We start from the raw sequence: 20,627 nt of genomic DNA on the forward strand, positions 1-20,627 counted from the left end.
GTTATCGCGATTCGGCGCGCCCTTTTGACGAATTCTTGTCGTTCTCATGTTCGTCCGCAGGGTCAAGTGGAAGGATTATTCAACCGGGTGTAAGAAAAAGTCGCGTGCCAGGTGGTGGAGGTGGCACGGCAGAATGTGACATGTGCGGATATCCATCTTGGGCCCCCTGGAGGTCGAGGGCGACGGAGGGCCGATCGTCGTCAAAGGGTTGCGACTGCGGGCGTTGCTGGCCGTGCTGGCGCTCGAAGCCGGGCACACCGTCACCTCCGAGCGGCTGATCGACACCCTGTGGCCGGACGATCCGCCCGTCAACGGGCCCAACGCGTTGCAGACGCTGGTCAAGCGGCTGCGGGCGGCGTTGCGGCCGTACGACGTGGTGGAGAGCAGGCCGGGTGGTTACGCGCTGAGCGTGCGGGCCGAGGATGTGGACGCGCTGCTGTTCCGGCGCACGGCGGGGGAGGGGCTGGAGCTGTGGCGGGGGCCCGCGCTGGCCGATCTGCTCGCCGTGCCCCGGCTGGCGAACGTGGCCGCCCGGCTGGAGGAGGAGCGGCTGGCCGCCGTCGAGACGCGGGCCGGGCAGCGGCTGGCAGCAGGGCTGCCGGTCGACCTGAGCGCGGAGGTGGCGGCGCACCCGCTGCGCGAGCGGCTGTGCGCGCTGGCCATGAGGGCGCTGGCCGCGTCAGGACGGCAGGCGGAAGCGCTGGAGCTGTACGAGCGGACCCGTCGGACGCTGGCCGATGAGCTCGGGGTCGATCCGGGTGATGAGCTGCGTGCCGCTCACCTCGCCGTCGTCTCCGGAGCCGTTGTCGGGCCGTTCGGTGGTGCCGGTTGGGGAGACGTTCAGGCGAGGGCCGTCCGTGCGGGTGGCGTGGTGGGGAGTGCGGGCAACGTTCGGGTTCCGCGTACCAGGCTGATCGGGCGGGAAACGGAGCTGGAGCAGTTGTCCGGCCTGCTCACCCAGGCCAGGCTGGTGACGCTCGTCGGGCCGGGCGGAGCGGGAAAGACCAGGCTGGCGACCGAGGTCGCGCTGCGGATGGGCGCCGGCGGGCTCGACGGTGTGTGGATGGTGGAGCTGGCCTCGGCCGGCGAGCCGGAAGACGTGGCGGGGGTGCTGCTGGGCGCGCTCGGCCTGCGGGAGGATCCCTCGCGCTACGGGGGATCAGTGGAGGAGGACCCCGTCGCGGCCGTCGCCGCGACGCTGGCGGGGCGGCGGGCACTGCTCGTTCTGGACAACTGCGAGCACCTCGTCGAGGCCGCCGCCGTGCTGGCCGAGCGGCTGCTCACGGAGTGCCCGGAGCTGCGCGTGCTGGCCACCAGCAGGGAGCCGTTGAGCGTGCCCGGCGAGCACCTGGCCCCGGTGCCGCCGCTCGAAGCGCCGCCGCTCGGCGCCGATGCCGAGGCGGCCGGCGCGTACCCGTCCGTGAGGCTGCTGCTCGACCGGGCCACCGCCGCGAGGCCGGGGTTCGCCCTCGACGCGGCGAACGTGGCCGCCGTGGTGGCGTTGTGCCGCAGGCTGGACGGGATGCCACTGGCCATCGAACTGGCGGCGGCGCGGCTGCGGACCATGACCCCCGGGCAGCTGGCCGACCGGATCGACGACCGGTTCCGGCTGCTCACCGGCGGCAGCAGGACCGCGCTGCCGCGCCAGCAGACGCTGAGGGCCGTGGTCGAGTGGAGCTGGGAACTGCTCGACGACGAGGAACGGGCGCTGGCCGGGCGGCTGGGCGTGTTCGCGGGCGGGGCGACGCTGGAGGCCGTCGAGCAGGTGTGCGCGGGAGCGGCCGGCGTGCTGGGCGCGCTGGCGGACAAGTCGCTGGTCCAGGTCTCGTCCGAGGGTCGCTATTCGATGCTGGAGACGATCAGGGCCTACGCGCTCGAACGGCTGGAGGAGTCGGGCGAGGCGGGCGCCTACCGGCGGCGGCATGCCGCGTACCTGCGTGACCTGGTCGAGCGCGCCACCCCCGAGCTGCGGACGGACGCGCAGATCGGCTGGGTCGAGCGGTTGGCCGCCGAGCGCGACGACTTCGCCGCGGCGCTGCGCTGGGCGCTCGACGTGCGGGACACCGAGCTGGCGCTGCGGCTGTGCGCGGGGCTGAACTGGTACTGGTGGATGTGCGGCTATCGCGGGGAGAGCGCGGCGTGGGCCGCCCAGGTGCTGGAGCTGGCGGGTGACACGCCGCCGCCCGGCCTGGCCGAGGCGTACGCGGCCTGCGCGTTCGCCTGCGGCGTGGACGGGCTCGGCGAGCTGAGCGACGACAGGGACGGCCTGATCGAGCTGTGGGAGTCGACCGAGCGGCTGATCGAGGCGGCGGAGCGGGAGGGTCCCGTGCATCCGCTGCTGCGGCTGGGCCGGGCCGTCACGGCGGCCATGGCCGGGTTCGACGAGCGCGCCACCGAACTGCTCGACTCGTACGCGGCCGGCGACGATCTCTGGCTGGCCAGTTCGGCGCTCATGGTCGGCGGCCCGGCGCGTTCCGAGGAGAAGCTGGAACGGGCGGTGGCCGGCTTCAGGAAGCTCGGCGACCGCTGGGGCCTGAACGAGGCGCTGCTGGGCCTGGCCGAGCTGCGGGCGTCCCGCGGAGCCCCGACCGATGACCTGATCGCCGGTACGCGGTCGCTGACCGGCGCGTGGGTCAGCGGCGACGAGGCGATCTACACGCTGGTCAGGCTGGCGGACCTGCGCGCCAGGGGAGGCGACCTGGACGGGGCGGGCGCGGACCTGGCCAGGGCCAGGGCGGGAGTGGACGGCGAGACGGCCGCGTACGCGCGGTTACTGCTCGGCCAGACCGAGGCCCTGCACGCCTGCCGCCGCGGAGCCGTGGACGAGGCGCTGGCCCGCTACCGGAGCCTGTTCGAGCTGCTGCCCGAGGTCGTGCCGGTCGTGCCGTTCACCGTCATGTTGCACACCTCCTACGGCCGGGCACTGGCGCTGAGCGGCGACGTGGAGGCGGCCATGGAGCAGCACCGCGCCGCCCTGAAGGCGCTCGGCCGGCGCGACCAGGACCGGCCGCTGCTGTCGGCGGTGCTGGCCGGGTTCGGGCTGGCCGAGCAGGCACGGGGCGACCAGGAGCGAGCGGCGGTGCTGTTCGGGGCCGCGGCGGCGATCGAGCTGCCCGACGACCTGCCCGAGACCGCCGAGGGGACGCGCGCGGCCAGGGCCGCGCTGGGCGAGGCACGTTTCGCCGAGTGCTTCGCCCACGGCGCGGCCATGTCCCAGCGGGAGCTGGCCGCGATGGTGGGCTGATCAGCGGATCCGCGTGTTACAGGCACGAAGGGCTGATCAGTGGATTCGCCTGTTGCAGAAACAGAGAGCTGATCAGCGGATCCGCCTGTTATAGGCGCGGAGGGCGAGCGGGACGAAGAGGACGAGGAGTGCCGCCGTCCAGCCGAGCGTGATCCCCACGTCGGCCGCCTCCAGCCCGCCGCCCAGGAGCCCGCGCACGGCGCCGGCCAGGTGCGAGACCGGGTTGGCGCCCATCCACCAGCTCAGCCAGCCGGGCATGTCGCCGGCGGGCACGAAGGCGCTGCTGCCGAACGTGAGCGGCAGCAGGACGGCGGTGGCCATGCCCTGCATCGAGGTGACCGACTTGGCCACCAGCCCGATCCAGGCCGAGCCCCAGCTCAGCGCCAGGGCCATGACCAGGACGAGGCCGATCCCGGCCAGCGCGCTGAACGGATCGGTGGTGACGCGGAAGCCGACGGCGTACCCGACGGCCAGCGACATCGCGACCGTGATGAGCAACGTGAGGAGGTCGGCCAGGACGCGGCCCGTCAGCGGCGCGGACCGGGCGATCGGCATCGTCCTGAACCGGTCGAACACGCCGTTGCCGATGTCGGTGGCCAGGTTCATGCCGGTGCTGATGGTGGCCATCAGCGCCACCTGGACGAGGACGCCGGGCAGCATGTACGCCACCGCGTCCGCCCGATCCCCGCCGGCCGCGCCGCCGAACAGGTAGACGAAGATGACGATCATGAAAACGGGCTGGAAGAGCAGTCCGGCGAACTGCCCGGGGTTGTTCTTCAGCGGGATCAGGCTGCGCCAGGCCAGCGTGAGCCCTTGGGACAGTGCGGTGATCATCGGGACTCTCCAGTCAGAATCCGGGTCTCTCCGGTCGGAGTTGGGCCCTCCAGTCAGAATCCGCGGTGTTCGGCCCTCTCCGGTCGGGGCGGGGGTCTCTTCGGCCGGGGTTCGCGGCTCTCCGGTCAGGGTGAGGAAGACGTCGTCCAGGGACGGCAGCCGCAGCGCGTGCTCGGCGAGCACCACCCCCGCGTCGTCGAGCCGCCGCAGCAGGGCGGGCGGCACGGCCAGATCGTGCACGGGGACGCTCAGCAGACCGCCGGCGGCCGGCACGCCGAGGACCCGCTCGGCCTTCTCCAGGTCGGCGGCGTGCAGCGGCCTGACGTCGAGCCGGTGCCCGCCCGCCAGCGCCTTGAGCTCGGCGGGCGTGCCCGAGGCGGCCACCCGGCCCCGGTCGATGACGAGCAGGTCGTCGGCGAGCTGGTCGGCCTCCTCCAGGTACTGGGTGGTCAGCAGCACCGTCACCCCGCTCGCGGTCAGCTCCTTGACCACCTCCCACAGCTCGCCGCGGGCGTGCGGGTCCAGGCCGGTGGTGGGCTCGTCGAGGAACAGCACCCGCGGCTCGCCGACGAGGCTCGCGGCCAGGTCGACGCGGCGGCGCATGCCGCCCGAGTAGCCGCCGACGGGCCGGCCGGCCGCCTCCTCCAGGCCGAAGCGGGCCAGCAGTGCCGCGGCTCTGGCTCTGGCCGCCGCTCTGGACAGGCCGAGCAGGCGGCCGATGAGCAGCAGGTTCTGGGTGCCGGTGAGCTGCTCGTCCACGGAGGCGTACTGGCCGGTCAATCCGATCAGCTCGCGCACCCTGGCAGGCCGGCGGACGACGTCGTGGCCCCCGACCACGGCCCGGCCGGCGTCGGGGACGACGAGGGTGGCCAGGACGCGCACGGCGGTGGTCTTGCCCGCGCCGTTGGGCCCGAGGACGCCGAGCACCGTGCCGGTCCTGACCGCCAGGTCGACGCCGTCCAGGGCGGCCTTGCCGCCGTACCTTTTGACCAGGCCTTCGGCTTCGATCGCGTACTTCATGCCGGTTACGGTGCCGGGCCGCGCTGGCATCCGCCTGTTACGCACCTGTCAGCCGCTGTCAGGCCATAGCCCCGCAGATCAACACATGTCCAGAAATTTGGGCCTTTCCTACGGCAACCAACGTCATCACTCTTCGTTCAGGCGCCGGTTGACACCCGAGCCCGAGCGCCTGGGGAGGACGAGGTGAAACGCCGTTTAGTCATCCTGCTGGCAGCCCTCAGCCTGGTCGGCCTGACCGGCATGACCGGGGCGGGCGCCGCCGCCGAGCCGCCGCCGAACAAGCAGTACCGGGTGGCGGGCCCGGTGAACGCGCAGCAGCGCAGCTCCGTGGCGGCGACCGGCGCCGCCATCGAAGAGGTGGCCAAGGACTCGGTCCTGGTCACGGCCACGGAAGCCGAGGTCTCCGCGATCAGGCGGCTGGGCTACCGGGTGTCGGAGGAGCCGCGCCCGACACCCCCGTCCGTCGACGGGTTTGACTTCCCGCCGGCGGACTCCGCGTACCACAACTACGCCGAGATGAACGCGGAGATCAACGCCATCGTCGCGGCCCATCCGGGCATTGTCAGCCAGAGCAACTACGGCACCTCGTACGAGGGCAGGCAGTTGCGCCTGGTCAAGATCAGCGACAACGTGGGCACCGACGAGAACGAGCCCGAGGTGCTGTTCACCGCGCACCAGCACGCGCGCGAGCACCTCACGGTCGAGATGGCGCTCTACATCATGCGCCTGCTGGCCGACGGCTACGGCACCGACGCGCGGATCACGAACCTGGTGAACACCAGGGAGATCTGGATCATGCCGGACCTCAACCCGGACGGCGGCGAGTACGACATCGCCACCGGCAGCTACCGCTCCTGGCGCAAGAACCGCCAGCCCAATTCCGGCTCCTCGGCGGTCGGCACCGACCTGAACCGCAACTGGGCCTACAACTGGGGCTGCTGCGGCGGCTCGTCCGGATCGACCTCCAGCGAGACCTACCGCGGCGCGAACGCCGAGTCGGCGCCCGAGGTCAAGGCGGCGGCCGACTGGGTACGCGGCCGGGTGGTCGGCGGCGTCCAGCAGATCAAGGCGCACATCGACTGGCACACCTACAGCGAACTCGTCCTGTGGCCCTACGGCTACACCTTCAACGACACCGCGCCCGGCCTGACCGCGGACGACCGCAACGCCCACGCCACCCTGGGCCAGAACATGGCCTCGACCAACAGCTACACGCCGCAGCAGGCCAGCGATCTCTACATCACCGACGGCACCATCGACGACTGGCTGTGGGGCGTCTACAAGATCTTCAGCTTCACCTTCGAGATGTACCCGACCGGTTCCAGCCCCGGCTTCTACCCGCCGGACGAGCAGGTCGTGCCCCAGACGACCCGTAACAGGGAGGCGGTCCTGCGCTTCCTCGAGTACTCGGACTGCGTCTACCGCATCATCGGCAAGGAGGCCCAGTACTGCGGCACCGGCACCCCGCCGGTGACCGTCTACTCCGACACGTTCGAGACGGCGACCGGCTGGACGGTCGACCCGAACGGCGCCGACACGGCCACCACGGGCGTGTGGGAACGCGGCGATCCCGCGGCGACCACCTCCAGCGGCGCCAAGCAGCTCGGCACCACGGTCAGCGGCACGAACGACCTGGTCACCGGCCGCCTGGCAGGCTCGTCCGCGGGCGACTACGACATCGACGGCGGCGTCACCTCGATCCAGTCGCCACCGATCACGCTCCCCTCGACGGGCGCGCTGAACCTGTCGCTCTCCTGGTACCTGGCGCACGGCTCGAACTCGAGCAGCGCCGACTACCTCCGGGTCCGCGTCGTGGGCAGCACCACGGCCACCGTGCTCAACCAGGCCGGCGCGGCCAGTAACCGCAACGGCGCCTGGGCCACGGCCACGGCGAGCCTGAACGCGTTCGCCGGCCAGACCGTCCGCATCGTCATCGACGCCGCCGACGCCTCGGGCGCCTCCCTGGTCGAGGCCGGCGTGGACGACGTCAGGATCACCCAGCAGCCGTAACGGAACGAGCACCCGGAGCACCCGGCATCACCCACTCCGCCGCACGGGATTTCGGTCCCGTGCGGCGGAGTCTTTTTGGGTCTTGTAAGGACGGACTGTCAAAGCTACGATCACGGCAACTCTTAGTAAACTTTCCTAAAAGTAATCTTCAATCGGACAAATCCTGACATCCGCAGCAAGGTTACTCGCGCAGACACCCCCCGAAAGGCCCGTGTTCACCTCCACGGGCCGTGCCGTACGGCTTGCGCTCTCACCCCCCGGTGCAAGCCGTACGGCACGCACACCCCCCGAAGGAAGAACCCCGTGAGATTACGCGCGATTCTCCTGTCGCTCACCACCGCCGCACTCTGTCTCCAAGCCCTGCCGGCCCAGGCCGCCACCGCCACCGCCACCGCCACCGCCACCTTCACCAAGGTCTCCGACTGGGGCTCGGGCTTCGAGGGCAGAGTCACCGTCACCAACGGCACCACCACCCCCATGAGCGGCTGGAACGTCCAGTTCGACGTCCCCCAGGGCTTCTCGATCCCCTCCGCGTGGGACGCGGTCATGACCCGCGGCGGACAGCACTACACGTTCACCAACCCGAGCTGGGCCTCCCCGCTGGCTCCCGGCGCCAGCGTGAGCTTCGGCTTCAACGGCGCCCCCGGCAACTTCCCCGGCGTCACCGGCTGCACGCTGAACGGCGCCGCCTGCGGGGGCGGCGGCTCCACACCGGGCGCACCGGGAGCGCCGGGCACGCCGTCGGCCACCGCGACGGCCAACTCCATCGCGCTCGGCTGGGGCGCCGCGAGCGGCACGGTGACCGGCTACCGCGTCTACGAAGGCACGACAGTCAAGGCCACGGTCACGGGCACCAGCGCCACGATCGGCGGGCTCGGCACCTGCGAGACCCACACCTACACGGTCAAGGCGTACAACGCCCAGGGCGAGTCACCGGGACGGGACGCCACCGCCACCACCACCGGCTGCACCGGCGGCGGCGGAACCCTGCCCAAGCACTTCCTCACCGGCTACTGGCACAACTTCGTCAACCCGGCCGTCGAGCTCAAGCTCTCCGCCGTGCCCGACGAGTACGACCTCATCGCGGTCGCGTTCGGCGAGGCCACCGCGACGGCGGGAGAGGTCGTCTTCTCCGTCGACCCGGGGCTGGCCTCAGCGGTCGGCGGCTACACCGACGCCCAGTTCAAGGCCGACGTGCAGGCCCTGCACCAGCGCGGCAAGAAGGTCATCCTCTCGGTCGGCGGCGAGGCCGGGCGCGTGCAGGTGGCCGACGCGGCGGCGGCGACCAGGTTCGCCGACACCGTGTACGCGATCATGCGCTCGTACGGCTTCGACGGCGTGGACATCGACCTGGAGAACGGCCTCAACGCCACCTACATGGCCCAGGCCCTGCGGTCGCTGCGCGCCAAGGCCGGCGCCGACCTGATCATCACGATGGCTCCGCAGACCATCGACATGCAGACGACCGGGATGGAGTACTTCAAGCTCGCCCTGTCCATCAAGGACATCCTCACGGTCGTCCACACCCAGTTCTACAACTCCGGCTCCATGCTCGGCTGCGACCAGGCCCAGGCGTACGGGCAGGGCTCGGTCAACTTCATGACCGCGCTGGCCTGCATCCAGCTGGAGAACGGCCTGCGCCCCGACCAGGTCTCGCTCGGCCTGCCCGCCGGGCCCGGCGCCGCGGGCGGCGGCATCGTCTCCCCGTCGCTCGTCAACCAGGCGCTCGACTGCCTGGCCAAGCGCACCAGTTGCGGGACCTTCGTGCCACCGCGCGCCTACCCCGGCATCAGGGGCGCGATGACCTGGTCCATCAACTGGGACGCCAGCAACAACTGGAACTTCTCCCGCACCGTCAAGCCCCACCTCCAGGGAATGCCATGAGACTTCGCAGCAGACTGACCGCCCTGGCGACCGGCCTGGCCCTCGCGCTGACCGGCGCCGGCCTGGCCTCCGGCGCACCCGCGGCGTACGGCGACACCGCGCATGTCCAGCAGCTGGCCGCCGCCTGGGCCCCGTGGACCTCCTACGCCACCGGCGCGGTCGTCACCTACAACGGCGTCGACTACGTGTGCCTCCAGGCGCACACCTCCCAGCCCGGCTGGGAGCCGCCGAACGTGCCCGCCCTGTGGAAGCAGGGCTCGGGCGGCGGCGGCGGTGACACCTCGGCGCCGTCCGTGCCCGGCAACCTGCGCTCGACCGGCGTCACCTCCAGCAGCGTCTCGCTGGCCTGGAACGCCTCCTCCGACAACGTCGGCGTCACCGGCTACAACGTCTACCGCGGCGGCAGCCTGGTCACGACCGTGACCGGCACGTCGTACACCGACACCGGCCGCGCCGCGAGCACCGGCTACACCTACACGGTCCGCGCCCGCGACGCGGCGGGGAACCTGTCCGGCGTCAGCAACTCCGTCACCGCGACCACCTCCGCGGGCGGCGGGGGCGGCGGCGACAACCCCACCAAGATGGCCGGCGCCCCCTACCTCTACATGGGCTGGGGCAACCCGCCCAACCCGGGCGCGGTCATGGACGCGACCGGCGTCAAGTCGTTCACGATGGCGTTCATCCTGTCGAGCGGCGGCTGCAACCCGGCCTGGGACGGCAACCGACCGCTGACCGGCGGCGCCGACCAGCAGGCGATCAACACGATCAAGTCGAAGGGCGGCAGCGTCCAGATCTCCTTCGGCGGCTGGCAGGGCAACAAGCTCGGCCCCAACTGCTCCACGCCGCAGGCGTTCGCGGGCGCGGTGCAGCAGGTCATCAACGCCGTCGGCCCCGCCGTCGTGGACTTCGACATCGAGAACACCGACGAGTTCGAGAACTACACCGTCCAGGACCGCATCCTGAACGGGCTCAAGATCGTCAAGCAGAACAACCCGAACGTCAAGGTCGTCGTCACCTTCGGCACCTCCAGGACGGGTCCCAACAACCACGGCATCAGGCTCATCAACCAGTCCAGGGCACTCGGCGTGCCGATCGACAACTACACGATCATGCCGTTCGACTTCGGCAGCCCGAACATCTACCAGGACACCGTCAACGCCTCCGAGGGCCTGAAGAACGCACTGAAGAGCGCGTTCGGCTGGAACGACGCGCAGGCGTACGCGCACATGGGCATCTCCGGCATGAACGGCGTGTCCGACCAGCAGGAGATGACCACGCCCGGCACCTGGACCCAGATCCGCGACTGGGCCAGGGCGAGGGGACTGACCAGGCTCGCCTACTGGGCGGTCAACCGCGACCGGCCCTGCCCCGGCGGGGGAGTCGTCTCCCACTGCAGCGGCATCGCCCAGTCCGACTGGGAGTTCACCCGCACCACCGCCGGTTTCTGACCCGCTGAGCGGCCCGTCCTCCCCGCGGAGGGCGGGCCGCAGTGAGGAACACCCTCCATGAGATTCCGAGCGGTCCTGCTCGCCACTGCTCTGACCGTCCTGCCCGCCACAGTCGTGACGGTCCTGCCCGCCGCCCCGGCTGCGGCCGCGAACATCCTGGCCAACCCCGGCTTCGAGTCCGGTCTGAACGGCTGGACCTGCCCGTCGGACGCGCAGGCCGTGTCCGCGCCGGTGCACGGCGGCACGCGGGCGCTCCGAGCGACCCCGCAGGGCAGCGACTTCGCCCGATGCCAGCAGGTCGTCACGGTCAGACCGGGCACGACGTACCAGCTGTCCGCGTGGGTGCAGGGCGACTACGTCTTCCTCGGCGCCACCGGAACGGGTGTCAGCGCCAGCACGTGGGGCGCGCCCGGCGGCCAGTGGGGCCAGCTCAAGACCTCCTTCACCACCGGGGCCGGCGTCACGTCGGTCACCATCCACCTCAACGGCTGGTACGGCCAGGGCCCCTACCTGGCCGACGACGTGGTCCTCGACGGCCCGGGCGGCACGACCGACACCCAGGCCCCGACGACTCCCGGCAACCTGACGGTCGGCGGCGCCACCTCCTCCTCCCTCTCCCTGAGCTGGAACGCCTCGACGGACGACGTCGGCGTGGCCCGCTACGAGGTCTCCCGCGGCAACGCCGCCCCCGTCGCCGTCACGGGCACCAGCCACCAGGCGACCGGCCTGGCCGCCGCCACCACGTACCGCTTCAAGGTCCGCGCCTGCGACGCCGCGGGCAACTGCTCGCCCTACGGCTCCGAGGCGAGCGGCACCACGACCGCGGGAGGCGGCGGGGGAGGCGGGCTGCCGAAGCGGGTGCTCGTGGGCTACCTGCACGCGTCGTTCGCCAACGGCTCCGGTTACGTGCGCATGAGCGACGTACCCGACGCATGGGACGTCATCAACCTCGCCTTCGGCGAACCCACCTCCGTCACCTCGGGTGACATCAGGTTCCGCCAGTGCCCGGCCGCCGAGTGCCCGAACGTCGAGTCCGAGGCCGACTTCATCGCCGCCATCAGGGCCAAGCAGGCCAGGGGCAAGAAGGTGCTGATCTCGATCGGCGGCCAGAACGGCCAGGTCCAGCTCACCACCCCGGCCGCGCGTGACAAGTTCGTCGAGTCCGTCGGCGCGATCATCGACAGGTACGGCCTCGACGGCCTCGACATCGACTTCGAGGGCCACTCCCTCCACCTCGACCCCGGCGACACCAACCTCGCCAATCCCACGACGCCGGTCGTCGTCAACCTGATCGCCGCGCTCAAGAGGCTCAAGAGCCGCTACGGCGCCCGCTTCACGCTGACCATGGCCCCCGAGACGTTCTTCGTCCAGCTCGGCTACCAGTTCTACGGCCCGGGGCCGAACGGCGCGGCCGACAGCAGGGCCGCCTCCTATCTGCCCGTCATCCACGCCATGCGCGACGACCTGACCCTGCTCCACGTGCAGGACTACAACTCGGGGCCGATCAGGGGCCTCGACGACCAGTACCACACGATGGGCGGGCACGACTTCCACGTGGCGATGACGGACATGCTGCTGGCCGGCTTCCCGATCATGGGCGACGCGGCCAACAGGTTCCCGCCGCTGCGTCAGGACCAGGTCGCCATCGGACTGCCCGCCTCGGTGAACGCGGGCAACGGGTTCACCACCGTCGCGGAGGTGCAGAAGGCGCTCGACTGCCTGACCAAGGGGAGCAACTGCGGGACGTACCGGCCGCGCGGCGTCTACCCGGACCTGCGCGGCCTGATGGCCTGGTCGATCAACTGGGACCGGTTCAACGGGACCGAGTTCTCCCGCAGCCACCGCGCCTACCTGGACAGACTCGGCTGAGACCCGGACGCGAGCCCGGCTCCCAGCCGGGCTCCGAACCGAGCCCTCAGCCGGGCTCTCCACCGGGCTTCAGCCGGGCTTCAGCCGGGTTTCAGCCGAACCGGACGAGCTGGGTCGGCTTGAGCGGCAGGCCCAGCCCCGGCGGCCGGTAGGTGGGCAGCGCCTCGCCGTACTCGTGCATCCAGGCGTGGTCCACCAGCAGCCGCATCCGCCGCTCCTCCCGCGCCCCGCCCGGTTCGGCCGGGGCGCGGGACCCGGCCAGCCGGGCCACCGCCTCGGCCAGCAGGCCGGGCTCCGGCGGCGACAGGTCGCAGTGCTCGTCCGGCCCGATGAGCAGGTCCACCTCCGGCGGCAGCGGATAGATCGGCCGCGGCAGCGCCAGCACCCGGGGCGGCGGCGCCATCGGCCAGCCGTCCGCCACCGCCTCCAGCAGCACCGAGCGCGCCGTCCTGCGCGCGAACAGCCCCTCCGCCAGCGCCCAGCTCAGCGCCCCCACGTCGGAACGGTCCTCGCCGCACGCGTGCAGGCACAGGTACGGCACCAGCGGGATCCCCGCCCCGCCCGTCTGCGCCCACCCGCCGCCGCACCCGGTGAGCACCAGCAGGGCCAGCATCGCCCGGTAGGCGGTGTCCGCGTGCGGCGTCTCCAGCCGCCCCGGCACGATCACGCACCGCCCGCCGGTCTTCTCCGCCGTCACCCCCAGCTCCCGCGCCGTCTTCAGCGCCCGCGACGCGGCCACCCCCGTGTACGCCTCCTGCCAGGCCGGCGTGTACGGCTCCGCCCGGTCCTCATACCCGGCCGGCCACACCCCCGGCAGCCCGGGCCGCGCCACCCCGTAGACCGCGAGCAGCAGGTCGAACACCGTCGTCACCAGGTCGTCCCCGTCACGCAGCACCGGCACGCCGCGCCGCAGCACCCCGGGCCCGTCGTCGAAGCGCGGCAGCAGCACCTCCACCGCCTCACCGCCGTACACGCTGAGCCGCCCGCACGCCCCGCCGGTCAGCTCACCCGGCACGTACGCGTCCTCCCGCCCGCGCAGCCGCACCAGGTAAGGCAGGTCCGTACGCTCCATGGCGTGCCCGTCGAACGGCGTGCGGTCCAGGAAGAACTCCTTGAGCAGCACATGCCCCATCGCCATGGCCAGCGCCCCGTCCGTGCCCGGCCGGACCACGAGCGTCTCGTCCGACAGCCGCGTCGGATGCGTGCCGATCGCGACCACCTTCTGCCCCTTGTACCGCCCGGCGATCACCCACGGGGTCCCCGCCGTCCGGACGAGCCGGTTGTTCTCCCCCCAGAGCAGCACGTACGCCGCCCGCGCCCAGTCGTCGGCCCCCGGCCCCGTGTAGCACGGGCCCAGCACCTGCTCGGGCGCGCACGGATGCTCGGTCAGCACCGCGCCGCCGAGCCCGCCCACCACCCCTGCCAGCGGCGACGTCGCCAGCGCCGCCACCCGCTCGGGCCCGTGCCGGGTGGCGGTGCAGACGATCGCCGCCGCCGCCAGCTCCGCCGCCGTGCCGTCGTCCAGCGGCACCCGTCTCTCGCCCCTGGCCCGCTGGTATTGCTGTGAGTTCCCTGTGAGTTTCGCCCAGGCCGCGACCGGGTCGCGCAGCCCATCTCTCACCTCGAAGTAGAGCCTGACCAGTGCCTGGTTGACCTGCGATCCCCCCATGGAAAAAGTTCAACACAGACGGTGATGTCGTATCGGGATACGTGTCGGCATGTCGGGGATAAGAATCGGATAGCCCTGGTGGCGGCAGTGTCCGGGGTACGGCAGGCTAGATGCCGCCATGGATTACGCAGCTCTCACGGGGATCGTCCTCGTAGCCGGTGTCGCGCTCGCCCTCGTCGCCCAGTGGCGTGACTGGCGGCCTCCGCTGATCGTCGCCATCCTCGTGGGCGTCGCCGTACGCGTGCTCATCATGTACACCTCGGCGATCGACACCTGGCAGCCCGTCGACTTCGTGGAGAGCTTCAAGCCCGCGGGCGAGGCCGTGCTGCGCGGCGAGGACCCCGTGCTGGCCAGCGAGGGCGGCTGGCATTTCCTGCCGACCATCCCCTACGTCTACGGCATCCTGCTCTGGCTGGGCATCCCCTGGGAATACGCCGGGCGCCTGGTCACCGTGGTCGCCGACATCGTGCTCATCCCGCTGGTCGCCAAGCTCGCCGGCGGGCCCAAGGCGTCACTGCGCGCCCTGCAGTACGCGCTCAACCCGATCGCCGTGCTCGTCGCCTCCGTGCACGGCCAGGTGGAGCCGGTGGCGCTCGTGTTCGGCGTGGCCGCGTTCGTCGTCGCCCGCGGCCCCGGCGACCCCGACCGGCCCGGCATGGTCACCGACGTGGTCGCCAAGGTCCGCGCCGGCGTGGCCGCGTACGGCGTGAAGCGCTCCGTCCCGCGCGTGATCGGCCGCGGCGGCATGCTGCACCGGGCCCTGCTGCCCGGCGACGACGACCGCGCCCAGTTGCGGCGCGGCGCGCTGGCCGGCGTGCTGATGGGCCTGGCGCTGTGCGCCAAGAGCTGGCCGATCTGGCTGATCCCCGGCATGCTGCTGCTCCTGCCCAGCCTGCGCGCCCGCGTGGCCGCGCTGTTCACCACCGGCCTGCTGCCGATCTTCTTCCTGGTGACGCTGCCGGTCTTCGCCGGCACCTCGCTCAACCAGATCCCCGCGGTCATCGACACCATCCGCGACATCCGGCCCATCGTCGGCGAATGGGGCTGGACCCCGTGGTTCACCGGCGGCAGCTGGGACCTGCGGCCCGAGCTGGCCTCGTTCGGCACCAACCTCATCTACGCCGCCGTCGTCCTCGTCATCGTCTACTGGCGGCGGGCCGACCCGATCGACATGACCACGGCGATCCTGCTCGTCTTCATGGTCCTGACGCCCCGGCTGGGCGCCCAGTACCTGCTGTGGTTCATGCCGTTCCTGGTCGCCAGGCCGGCCAAGTGGGCCTGGGCGGCCATCCTGGGCTGCTCGATCTGGGCCGGCTACGGCTACCTCGTCATGACGCAGTTCGACAGCGGCGGGTGGTGGCTGCAGCACACGTACTGGTCGCGGGCCTCCATCGTGCTGCTGCCGATCCTCGCGCTGGCCATGCCCTGGGGCCGCCGCGTCGCGACGGTCCCAGGACTGGCCGCCTCAGTGGGCCGGTCGGCCACCACCAAGATCAGCTCACCGGCATAGGCGCCCCCACAGCGTGACCCACTGGTCGGGGTGGACGTGGCCCACGACGGCGTCGCGGGCCACCCCGGCCGCCGCCAGCGCGGCGTCCACGCCGTCGTACCGGAGCCTCAGCGAGGCGCGCACCGAGCCGCCCACCCCGCCGAAGCCCAGCTCGACCAGCTCCCGGTAGGAGTGGCCGCCGGACACCAGCGGCCGCGGCCTGCGCTCCACGCGCAGGATCGCCGAGTCCACCGACGGCACCGGCCTGAAGCTCTGCCTGCCGATCGTGTCGCCGAGCCGCCAGGAGAACCACGGCCACGACTCCACCGTGACCAGGCTCCACCGGCCGTAGTCGCCGGAGCGCTTGCGGGCGTACTCCCGCTGCGTGAGCAGCGTCGCCGAGGTCAGGGCCGGCGCCCGCAGGCACCAGTCCACGATCCGCGACGTGATCGCGTAGGGGATGTTCCCCACCACCGCGAACGGCTCACGCGGCGCCCGCGCGGCCGTGAAGTCACCCCGCACCACCTCGATCCGGGGATCGCTGCGGGTACGGGAGGCCAGCCGGCCGGCCAGCCGCGGATCGATCTCGTAACCGATCACCCGCGCACCCGCCCCGGCCAGCGCCAGGGTGAGCACACCGGGGCCGGAGCCGGGCTCCAGCACCAGCCCCCTGGGCGCGGCGGCCTTGATCATCAGCTCGACGGCGTGATCGTCGGCCAGGAAGTTCTGCGACAGCGTGCGCCGCGCCCGATCCGCGGGCGTACGGCCTCCGCCGCCGTTCCTGACCTGTTTCCGCTGGGTGTGTGAATAGTTTCCGTGCGCGTAGTTCTGCGCCACAGCACTGCCCTTCCGGGTCCTCGAGATTCGTCGGTCTCGGAGGGCCCTGGGCGCGCCTGCGGACGCTCAGCTCAGGTCGTCGCGTCCGCTAGCGGGCCAGAGCCCGGCTGTGGCGGATGCGGGTGAACACCGAGGAGCAGAATGTGCATGACATGCCGGTCACTGTAGGCAGGGCCTCTTCCGGCGGGCAACGCAATAAAGCACGTCCGGTTTCTACAATCGCCCGGCGTGGGCCCTCGGATAGCTTCGCGGCGTACCCCACCTCAGAAAGAGATACCGACATGGACGTACTCGACCACGCCGAGCAGTACCTGCTCCTGCACGGAAGGCTCATCGACCGGCTGCGCTTCGAGGCGATGTTCCGCGGCGGGCCGCGCGAGCGCGTGCTCGACGCGCTGCGCGGCTACCAGAACGCCGACGGCGGGTTCGGCAACGCGCTGGAGCCCGACCTGCGCGGCGCGGGCAGTCAGCCGGAACCCGTCGAGGTGGCGTTCTGGATCCTGGACGAGATCGACGCGTTCGACTCGCCCATGGTCACCGCCGCCTGCGACTACCTCGCCTCCATCACCACCTCCGACGGCGGCGTGCCGTGGGTGCTGCCGTCCGTCATGGACACGCCACGCGCCCCCTGGTGGCAGACGGACGACGACCCGCCCGGCGACCTCGTCCCCACCGCCGCGCTCGCCGCGCTCCTGCACGAGCACGGCGTCGACCATCCCTGGCTGGCCCCCGCCACCGAGTTCTGCTGGTCGCGGATCGCCGCGCTCAAGGAGCCCGGCGCCTACCAGGCCGGCGCCGTGGTGACGTTCCTTGACCGCGTGCCCGACCGGGAGCGGGCCGAGGCGGAGCTCGCGCGCGTGCGCGACGACCTCCTCGCCGCCGTCTCCTTCGACCTGGCCGCGTCCGGGCACGTGCACTTCCCGCTGGACTTCGCGCCCGCCCCGCTGCGGCTGCCGCTGTTCCCGCAGGACGTCCTGGACACCCACCTCGACGCCCTCCTCGCCGCGCAGACCGAGGAAGGGGGTTGGACGGCGAACTGGGCGATGTGGACGCCTCTCCTGGAGCACGAATGGGGCGGCCACATCACGATGGAGCGGCTCAAGACGCTGCGCGCATACGGAAGACTCCCCGCCTGACCCGGTTTCTGTCAGAGGGCTCACGTACGTTGGTGGCATGTACGCCGAACGGCACCCCGGCCCCGGCCTCGCCGACCGCATCGCCTGCGGCTGGCACCGGATCAGCGAGGCGTCGTTCACCCAGCTCGTGGTCCCCGACGCCTGCGTCGACCTCATCTGGGGCGCCTCCGGCCTCTTCGTGGCCGGTCCCGACACCGGCCCCATGCCCGCGTCGGTCGCACCGGGCGAGACCCTCGTCGGCATCCGCTTCCGGCCCGGCGCGGTCGGCGGCTTCTTCGGCGTCCCCCTCCACGAGCTGCGCGACCAGCGCGTCCCGCTCACCGACCTGCCAGGGCACGAGGCCCTGCTCACCGACCTGACCGACCCGCCGCCCACTCCTCTGCCGCGATGGCGTCCGCAGAGCCCCGGCTTCGGCCTGCCGGACCGTCCGCCCGCGCCGCCTGTCCTGCGCCGGCCGGCCTCCGCCACCGACCCCCTGGCGGTGCGCGTCGCGGAGGCGGAGGCGCGGCTCGGCGTCATGCGGGCCGCCGTCGGCAGACGCCTGGCGGCGGCTCCCGCCGACCCCGCCGCGCACGCCATGGCCGCGGCCCTCGGCAGCGGGCGCTCGGTCTCCCAGGTGGCCCGGGACCTCGGCTACAGCGAACGCCAGCTGCAACGGCGCAGCGTGACCTCGTTCGGCTACGCGCCCAAGACCCTCCAGCGCGTCGTCCGCTTCCAGCGCGCGCTCCGACTGGCCCGTACGGGCGTCCCGCCGGCGGAGGTGGCGGTCAGAGCCGGCTTCGCCGACCAGGCTCACCTGGCCAACGACGTCAAGCGCCTGAGCGGCGTCCAGCTGAGCCGCCTCATCTGACGGATCGCGGCTCCCTCGGGCCTGAGCTCACCTCATGTCGCGCCGCTCCCGCAGGATCTCGACACCGTCCCCGTCCAGTTCGTCGCAGTACGCCGAACGCCCGGTCGTGGTCATCACCAAGGCCAGGGTCGGGCCGGACACCAGCGGTCCGGATCCAGTGGCGAACGGGCCGTCGTCGGCGACGAGCCGCAGACCGGCGATCCGTCTCTTCGCCGCGACGACGAGGTCGGAGCCCTGGTAATACTCGGCCACTTGGGTGAGGGTCCCGATCGGGTAGGCGCGGCGCAGGCCCAGCGGCCGCCGGATGTCCTCGCCGTGCACGATCGTCTCGCCCAGCAGCGCCAGGACGGGAAGCGGCGGCTTGGTCGTGCTCGTGACGACGCGGCGGAACCTCGCGTGCGTCTCCGCCCCGGTCGCGCCCAGCTCCTCGGCCAGCTGCATCGCCACCTGCCTGTCGAAGTCGAACCGGCACCGGATCACGCCGGCCAGCCAGCGGACGCCGTTCAGGCTCGCCGACGAGGTGAGATGCGCCAGCACCTCCCGCACGCTCAACCCGGCGCACAGTGACGGCGTCGCCCACTCCGCCTCGGTCAGATCCGCCAGATCGGCCGCCAGGGCCGCCCGCTCGGCATGCACCAGCGGCCAGACGCCTCGGGGGCCGGTCGTCATATCGGACGGCTTCTCGTCGTGGGTCACGGGGCTCCTCGGGCAGGCTCGGCGGAACGGTCGAAGGTTACGGACCTCGGCCACGGCAGGAAATCATCGCTCAGTGGCCTGCCCCTGCGCTGGGGAGTTTGCCCGACACCAGGCCCTGCACCCACTTCGCGTTCGGGTCGCTGTCGATCAGCAGGGCCCGCGTCAGCAGACTCAGCGGAATGGCGAGAATCGCGCCGAGCGGCCCCAGGGCGAAAGTCCAGACGATCAGCGAGATGAACGTCATCGTCGTGGACAGCCCGACGGCGTCCCCCAGGAATTTCGGCAGGATGAACGACTGCGTGACGACGTTGATGACGATGTAGGCCACGATGACGAGCACCATCGTCCGCACTCCGCCGTCCAGCAGGGCGAGCATCGTCGGCGGCAGAAGCGCGATGACGAATCCGATGTTGGGGATGTAATTCGCGATGAGCGCCAGCACGCCCCACAACAAGGGCAGCGGCACGTCCAGCAGGGAAAGCGCGACCATGTCGAGAATCGCATTGATCAATCCGAAAACAGTGGAGACGATCAGATAACGCCTCGTCTTGTGGGCGAACGTGGCCAATGCCGTCACCAGCCGCGGCCGTTCGCCTTCGCCGGTGGCGAGAATGCGCGCGGTCACGGGCGCGTCGAGCGACATCGCCAGCAACAGCACCACGATGAGGAAGAGTGCGGACAACACGCCGATCAGACTGCCGAGCAGATACTGCGCCAGGCCCAGGACCCGCCCCGGATCGAACGCCTCCAGGGCCTTGCTGAGCATGTCGTTGCTGAGCCCGTGGGTGACGGCCCAGTGCTGGGCGTCCGCGAGGAGGCGTGCGAACTGGTCGGTGTAGGACGGCAGCAGCGCGGCGAGCTCGGTGGCCGAGATGGTGAGGATCGCGACCATGGCCAGCAGCACGAGCACCACGATGAGGAACGGCACCGCCACCTGCACCCAGGCGGGGGCGTTCCAGCCGCTGAGCCGGGCCCGCACCGGTGAGACGGCGATGACCAGCACGAGGGCCAGCACGACGGGGCCGGCGATGGAGGCCACCTCACGGACCCCGAAGAGCACGACCACCGCGGCGGCGGCGCCCACCAGGATGGTGAGCGCCCTGGGCACGGATCGATCTGGCACGCCCGGTTCCTACCCGTGGCGGGTGCGCGAACCATCGATTTGACGGTTCCCGGAGGCGTACATAGAGTTCACCAGTCCCACGGGGACGGCGTGATCGCCGGACTCACTCGGGGCCACCTCCAGACACCACCACTTCGGTGCGGCGTGCGCGTCCACTCGAAACGGCTGGTAAGTTTGAGGGGTTGTCTCCGAAAGGGGGCAGAGCTTAATTCCCGCAGGTCGAGTGAGTCCGGTCAATTTGACAGAGACTTGAACGGCTGAAAGAATTAAGACACAACGGAAGAACGAACGGAGTGAACGCCTCCGAGCGGGGATCACGGAAGTGGTTTCGGTGCGGATGTACGCGTCCGTTTCTTGAGAACTCAACAGTGTGTTAAAAGCCAGTGCATGATTTTCATGCAACACCTCGTCAAGTCATTTGTACTTGATGGATTTTTGTTGGGATTGTTTCCAGACATTGTTTGGAGAGTTTGATCCTGGCTCAGGACGAACGCTGGCGGCGTGCTTAACACATGCAA

At 71.2% G+C, this 20,627-nt stretch carries 13 protein-coding genes, 1 rRNA gene and 1 pseudogene; 9 read left to right on the forward strand and 6 right to left on the reverse strand.

Features of this window, described 5'->3' with window-relative positions; translation table 11 throughout:
* Positions 1-142: 142 nt before the first annotated feature.
* Positions 143-3,244 (forward strand): AfsR/SARP family transcriptional regulator, encoded by a 3,102-nt coding sequence (locus B0I32_RS50730; protein ID WP_106252074.1) that lies wholly within the window; start codon positions 143-145, stop codon positions 3,242-3,244.
* Positions 3,245-3,316: 72 nt separating this feature from the next.
* Here the strand turns inward: B0I32_RS50730 and B0I32_RS60620 are convergent, their stop codons facing one another.
* Together B0I32_RS60620 and B0I32_RS60625 are read right to left on the reverse strand one after the other, a co-directional pair.
* Positions 3,317-4,078 (reverse strand): ABC transporter permease, encoded by a 762-nt coding sequence (locus B0I32_RS60620; RefSeq protein WP_245956657.1) that lies wholly within the window; start codon positions 4,076-4,078, stop codon positions 3,317-3,319.
* Positions 4,079-4,165: 87 nt separating this feature from the next.
* Positions 4,166-5,098: pseudogene (locus tag B0I32_RS60625) on the reverse strand (ATP-binding cassette domain-containing protein); the annotation flags it as partial.
* Between the two features lie 183 nt (positions 5,099-5,281).
* Here B0I32_RS60625 and B0I32_RS50740 point away from each other — a divergent pair.
* From B0I32_RS50740 to B0I32_RS50760, 4 genes are all read left to right on the forward strand, one after another.
* Positions 5,282-7,108 carry a M14 family metallopeptidase gene (locus B0I32_RS50740; protein WP_219912437.1) on the forward strand — a complete coding sequence of 609 codons (1,827 nt, stop codon included), beginning with the start codon at positions 5,282-5,284 and terminating at the stop codon, positions 7,106-7,108.
* A 303-nt stretch (positions 7,109-7,411) separates the two neighbouring features.
* Entirely contained in the window at positions 7,412-8,992 is a 1,581-nt protein-coding gene (locus B0I32_RS59270) for a chitinase (protein ID WP_219912438.1), read from the forward strand.
* Positions 8,989-10,440 carry a carbohydrate-binding protein gene (locus tag B0I32_RS50755; RefSeq protein WP_106252078.1) on the forward strand — a complete coding sequence of 484 codons (1,452 nt, stop codon included), beginning with the start codon at positions 8,989-8,991 and terminating at the stop codon, positions 10,438-10,440. The genes B0I32_RS59270 and B0I32_RS50755 overlap by 4 nt, the downstream gene beginning before the upstream one ends.
* Positions 10,441-10,497: 57 nt before the next feature.
* Positions 10,498-12,309 carry a chitinase gene (locus B0I32_RS50760; protein WP_106252079.1) on the forward strand — a complete coding sequence of 604 codons (1,812 nt, stop codon included), beginning with the start codon at positions 10,498-10,500 and terminating at the stop codon, positions 12,307-12,309.
* A 91-nt stretch (positions 12,310-12,400) separates the two neighbouring features.
* Here the strand turns inward: B0I32_RS50760 and B0I32_RS50765 are convergent, their stop codons facing one another.
* Positions 12,401-13,978, reverse strand: a complete 1,578-nt coding sequence (locus B0I32_RS50765) for a molybdopterin-dependent oxidoreductase (RefSeq protein WP_106252081.1) — start codon at positions 13,976-13,978, stop codon at positions 12,401-12,403.
* A 118-nt stretch (positions 13,979-14,096) separates the two neighbouring features.
* Here B0I32_RS50765 and B0I32_RS50770 point away from each other — a divergent pair, with 118 nt between their 5' ends.
* Entirely contained in the window at positions 14,097-15,488 is a 1,392-nt protein-coding gene (locus B0I32_RS50770; RefSeq protein WP_106252083.1) for a hypothetical protein, read from the forward strand.
* Here B0I32_RS50770 and erm read toward each other — a convergent pair.
* Entirely contained in the window at positions 15,477-16,304 is an 828-nt protein-coding gene (erm, locus tag B0I32_RS50775; protein ID WP_106252084.1) for an ErmE/ErmH/ErmO/ErmR family 23S rRNA (adenine(2058)-N(6))-methyltransferase, read from the reverse strand. The genes B0I32_RS50770 and erm overlap by 12 nt on opposite strands.
* A gap of 281 nt (positions 16,305-16,585) precedes the next feature.
* Between erm and B0I32_RS50780 the strand changes: the two genes are divergently transcribed.
* A complete protein-coding gene (locus tag B0I32_RS50780; RefSeq protein ID WP_106252086.1) occupies positions 16,586-17,440 on the forward strand; it encodes a hypothetical protein in 855 nt (284 codons plus the stop codon).
* 37 nt (positions 17,441-17,477) lie between these two features.
* A complete protein-coding gene (locus B0I32_RS50785) occupies positions 17,478-18,290 on the forward strand; it encodes a helix-turn-helix transcriptional regulator (protein WP_106252087.1) in 813 nt (270 codons plus the stop codon).
* Between the two features lie 27 nt (positions 18,291-18,317).
* Here the strand turns inward: B0I32_RS50785 and B0I32_RS50790 are convergent, their stop codons facing one another.
* Together B0I32_RS50790 and B0I32_RS50795 are read right to left on the reverse strand one after the other, a co-directional pair.
* A complete protein-coding gene (locus B0I32_RS50790) occupies positions 18,318-18,959 on the reverse strand; it encodes a maleylpyruvate isomerase family mycothiol-dependent enzyme (RefSeq protein ID WP_106252089.1) in 642 nt (213 codons plus the stop codon).
* Positions 18,960-19,056: 97 nt separating this feature from the next.
* Positions 19,057-20,070, reverse strand: coding sequence for an AI-2E family transporter (locus B0I32_RS50795; protein ID WP_106252117.1), 1,014 nt, complete (start codon positions 20,068-20,070; stop codon positions 19,057-19,059).
* 497 nt (positions 20,071-20,567) lie between these two features.
* On the opposite strand from B0I32_RS50795, the gene B0I32_RS50800 reads away from it, so the two are divergent.
* Positions 20,568-20,627, forward strand: a 16S ribosomal RNA gene (locus B0I32_RS50800); the annotation flags it as partial.

Origin of the sequence: Nonomuraea fuscirosea, from assembly GCF_003001935.1 — a bacterium.
GTDB classification, from domain to species: domain Bacteria; phylum Actinomycetota; class Actinomycetes; order Streptosporangiales; family Streptosporangiaceae; genus Nonomuraea; species Nonomuraea fuscirosea.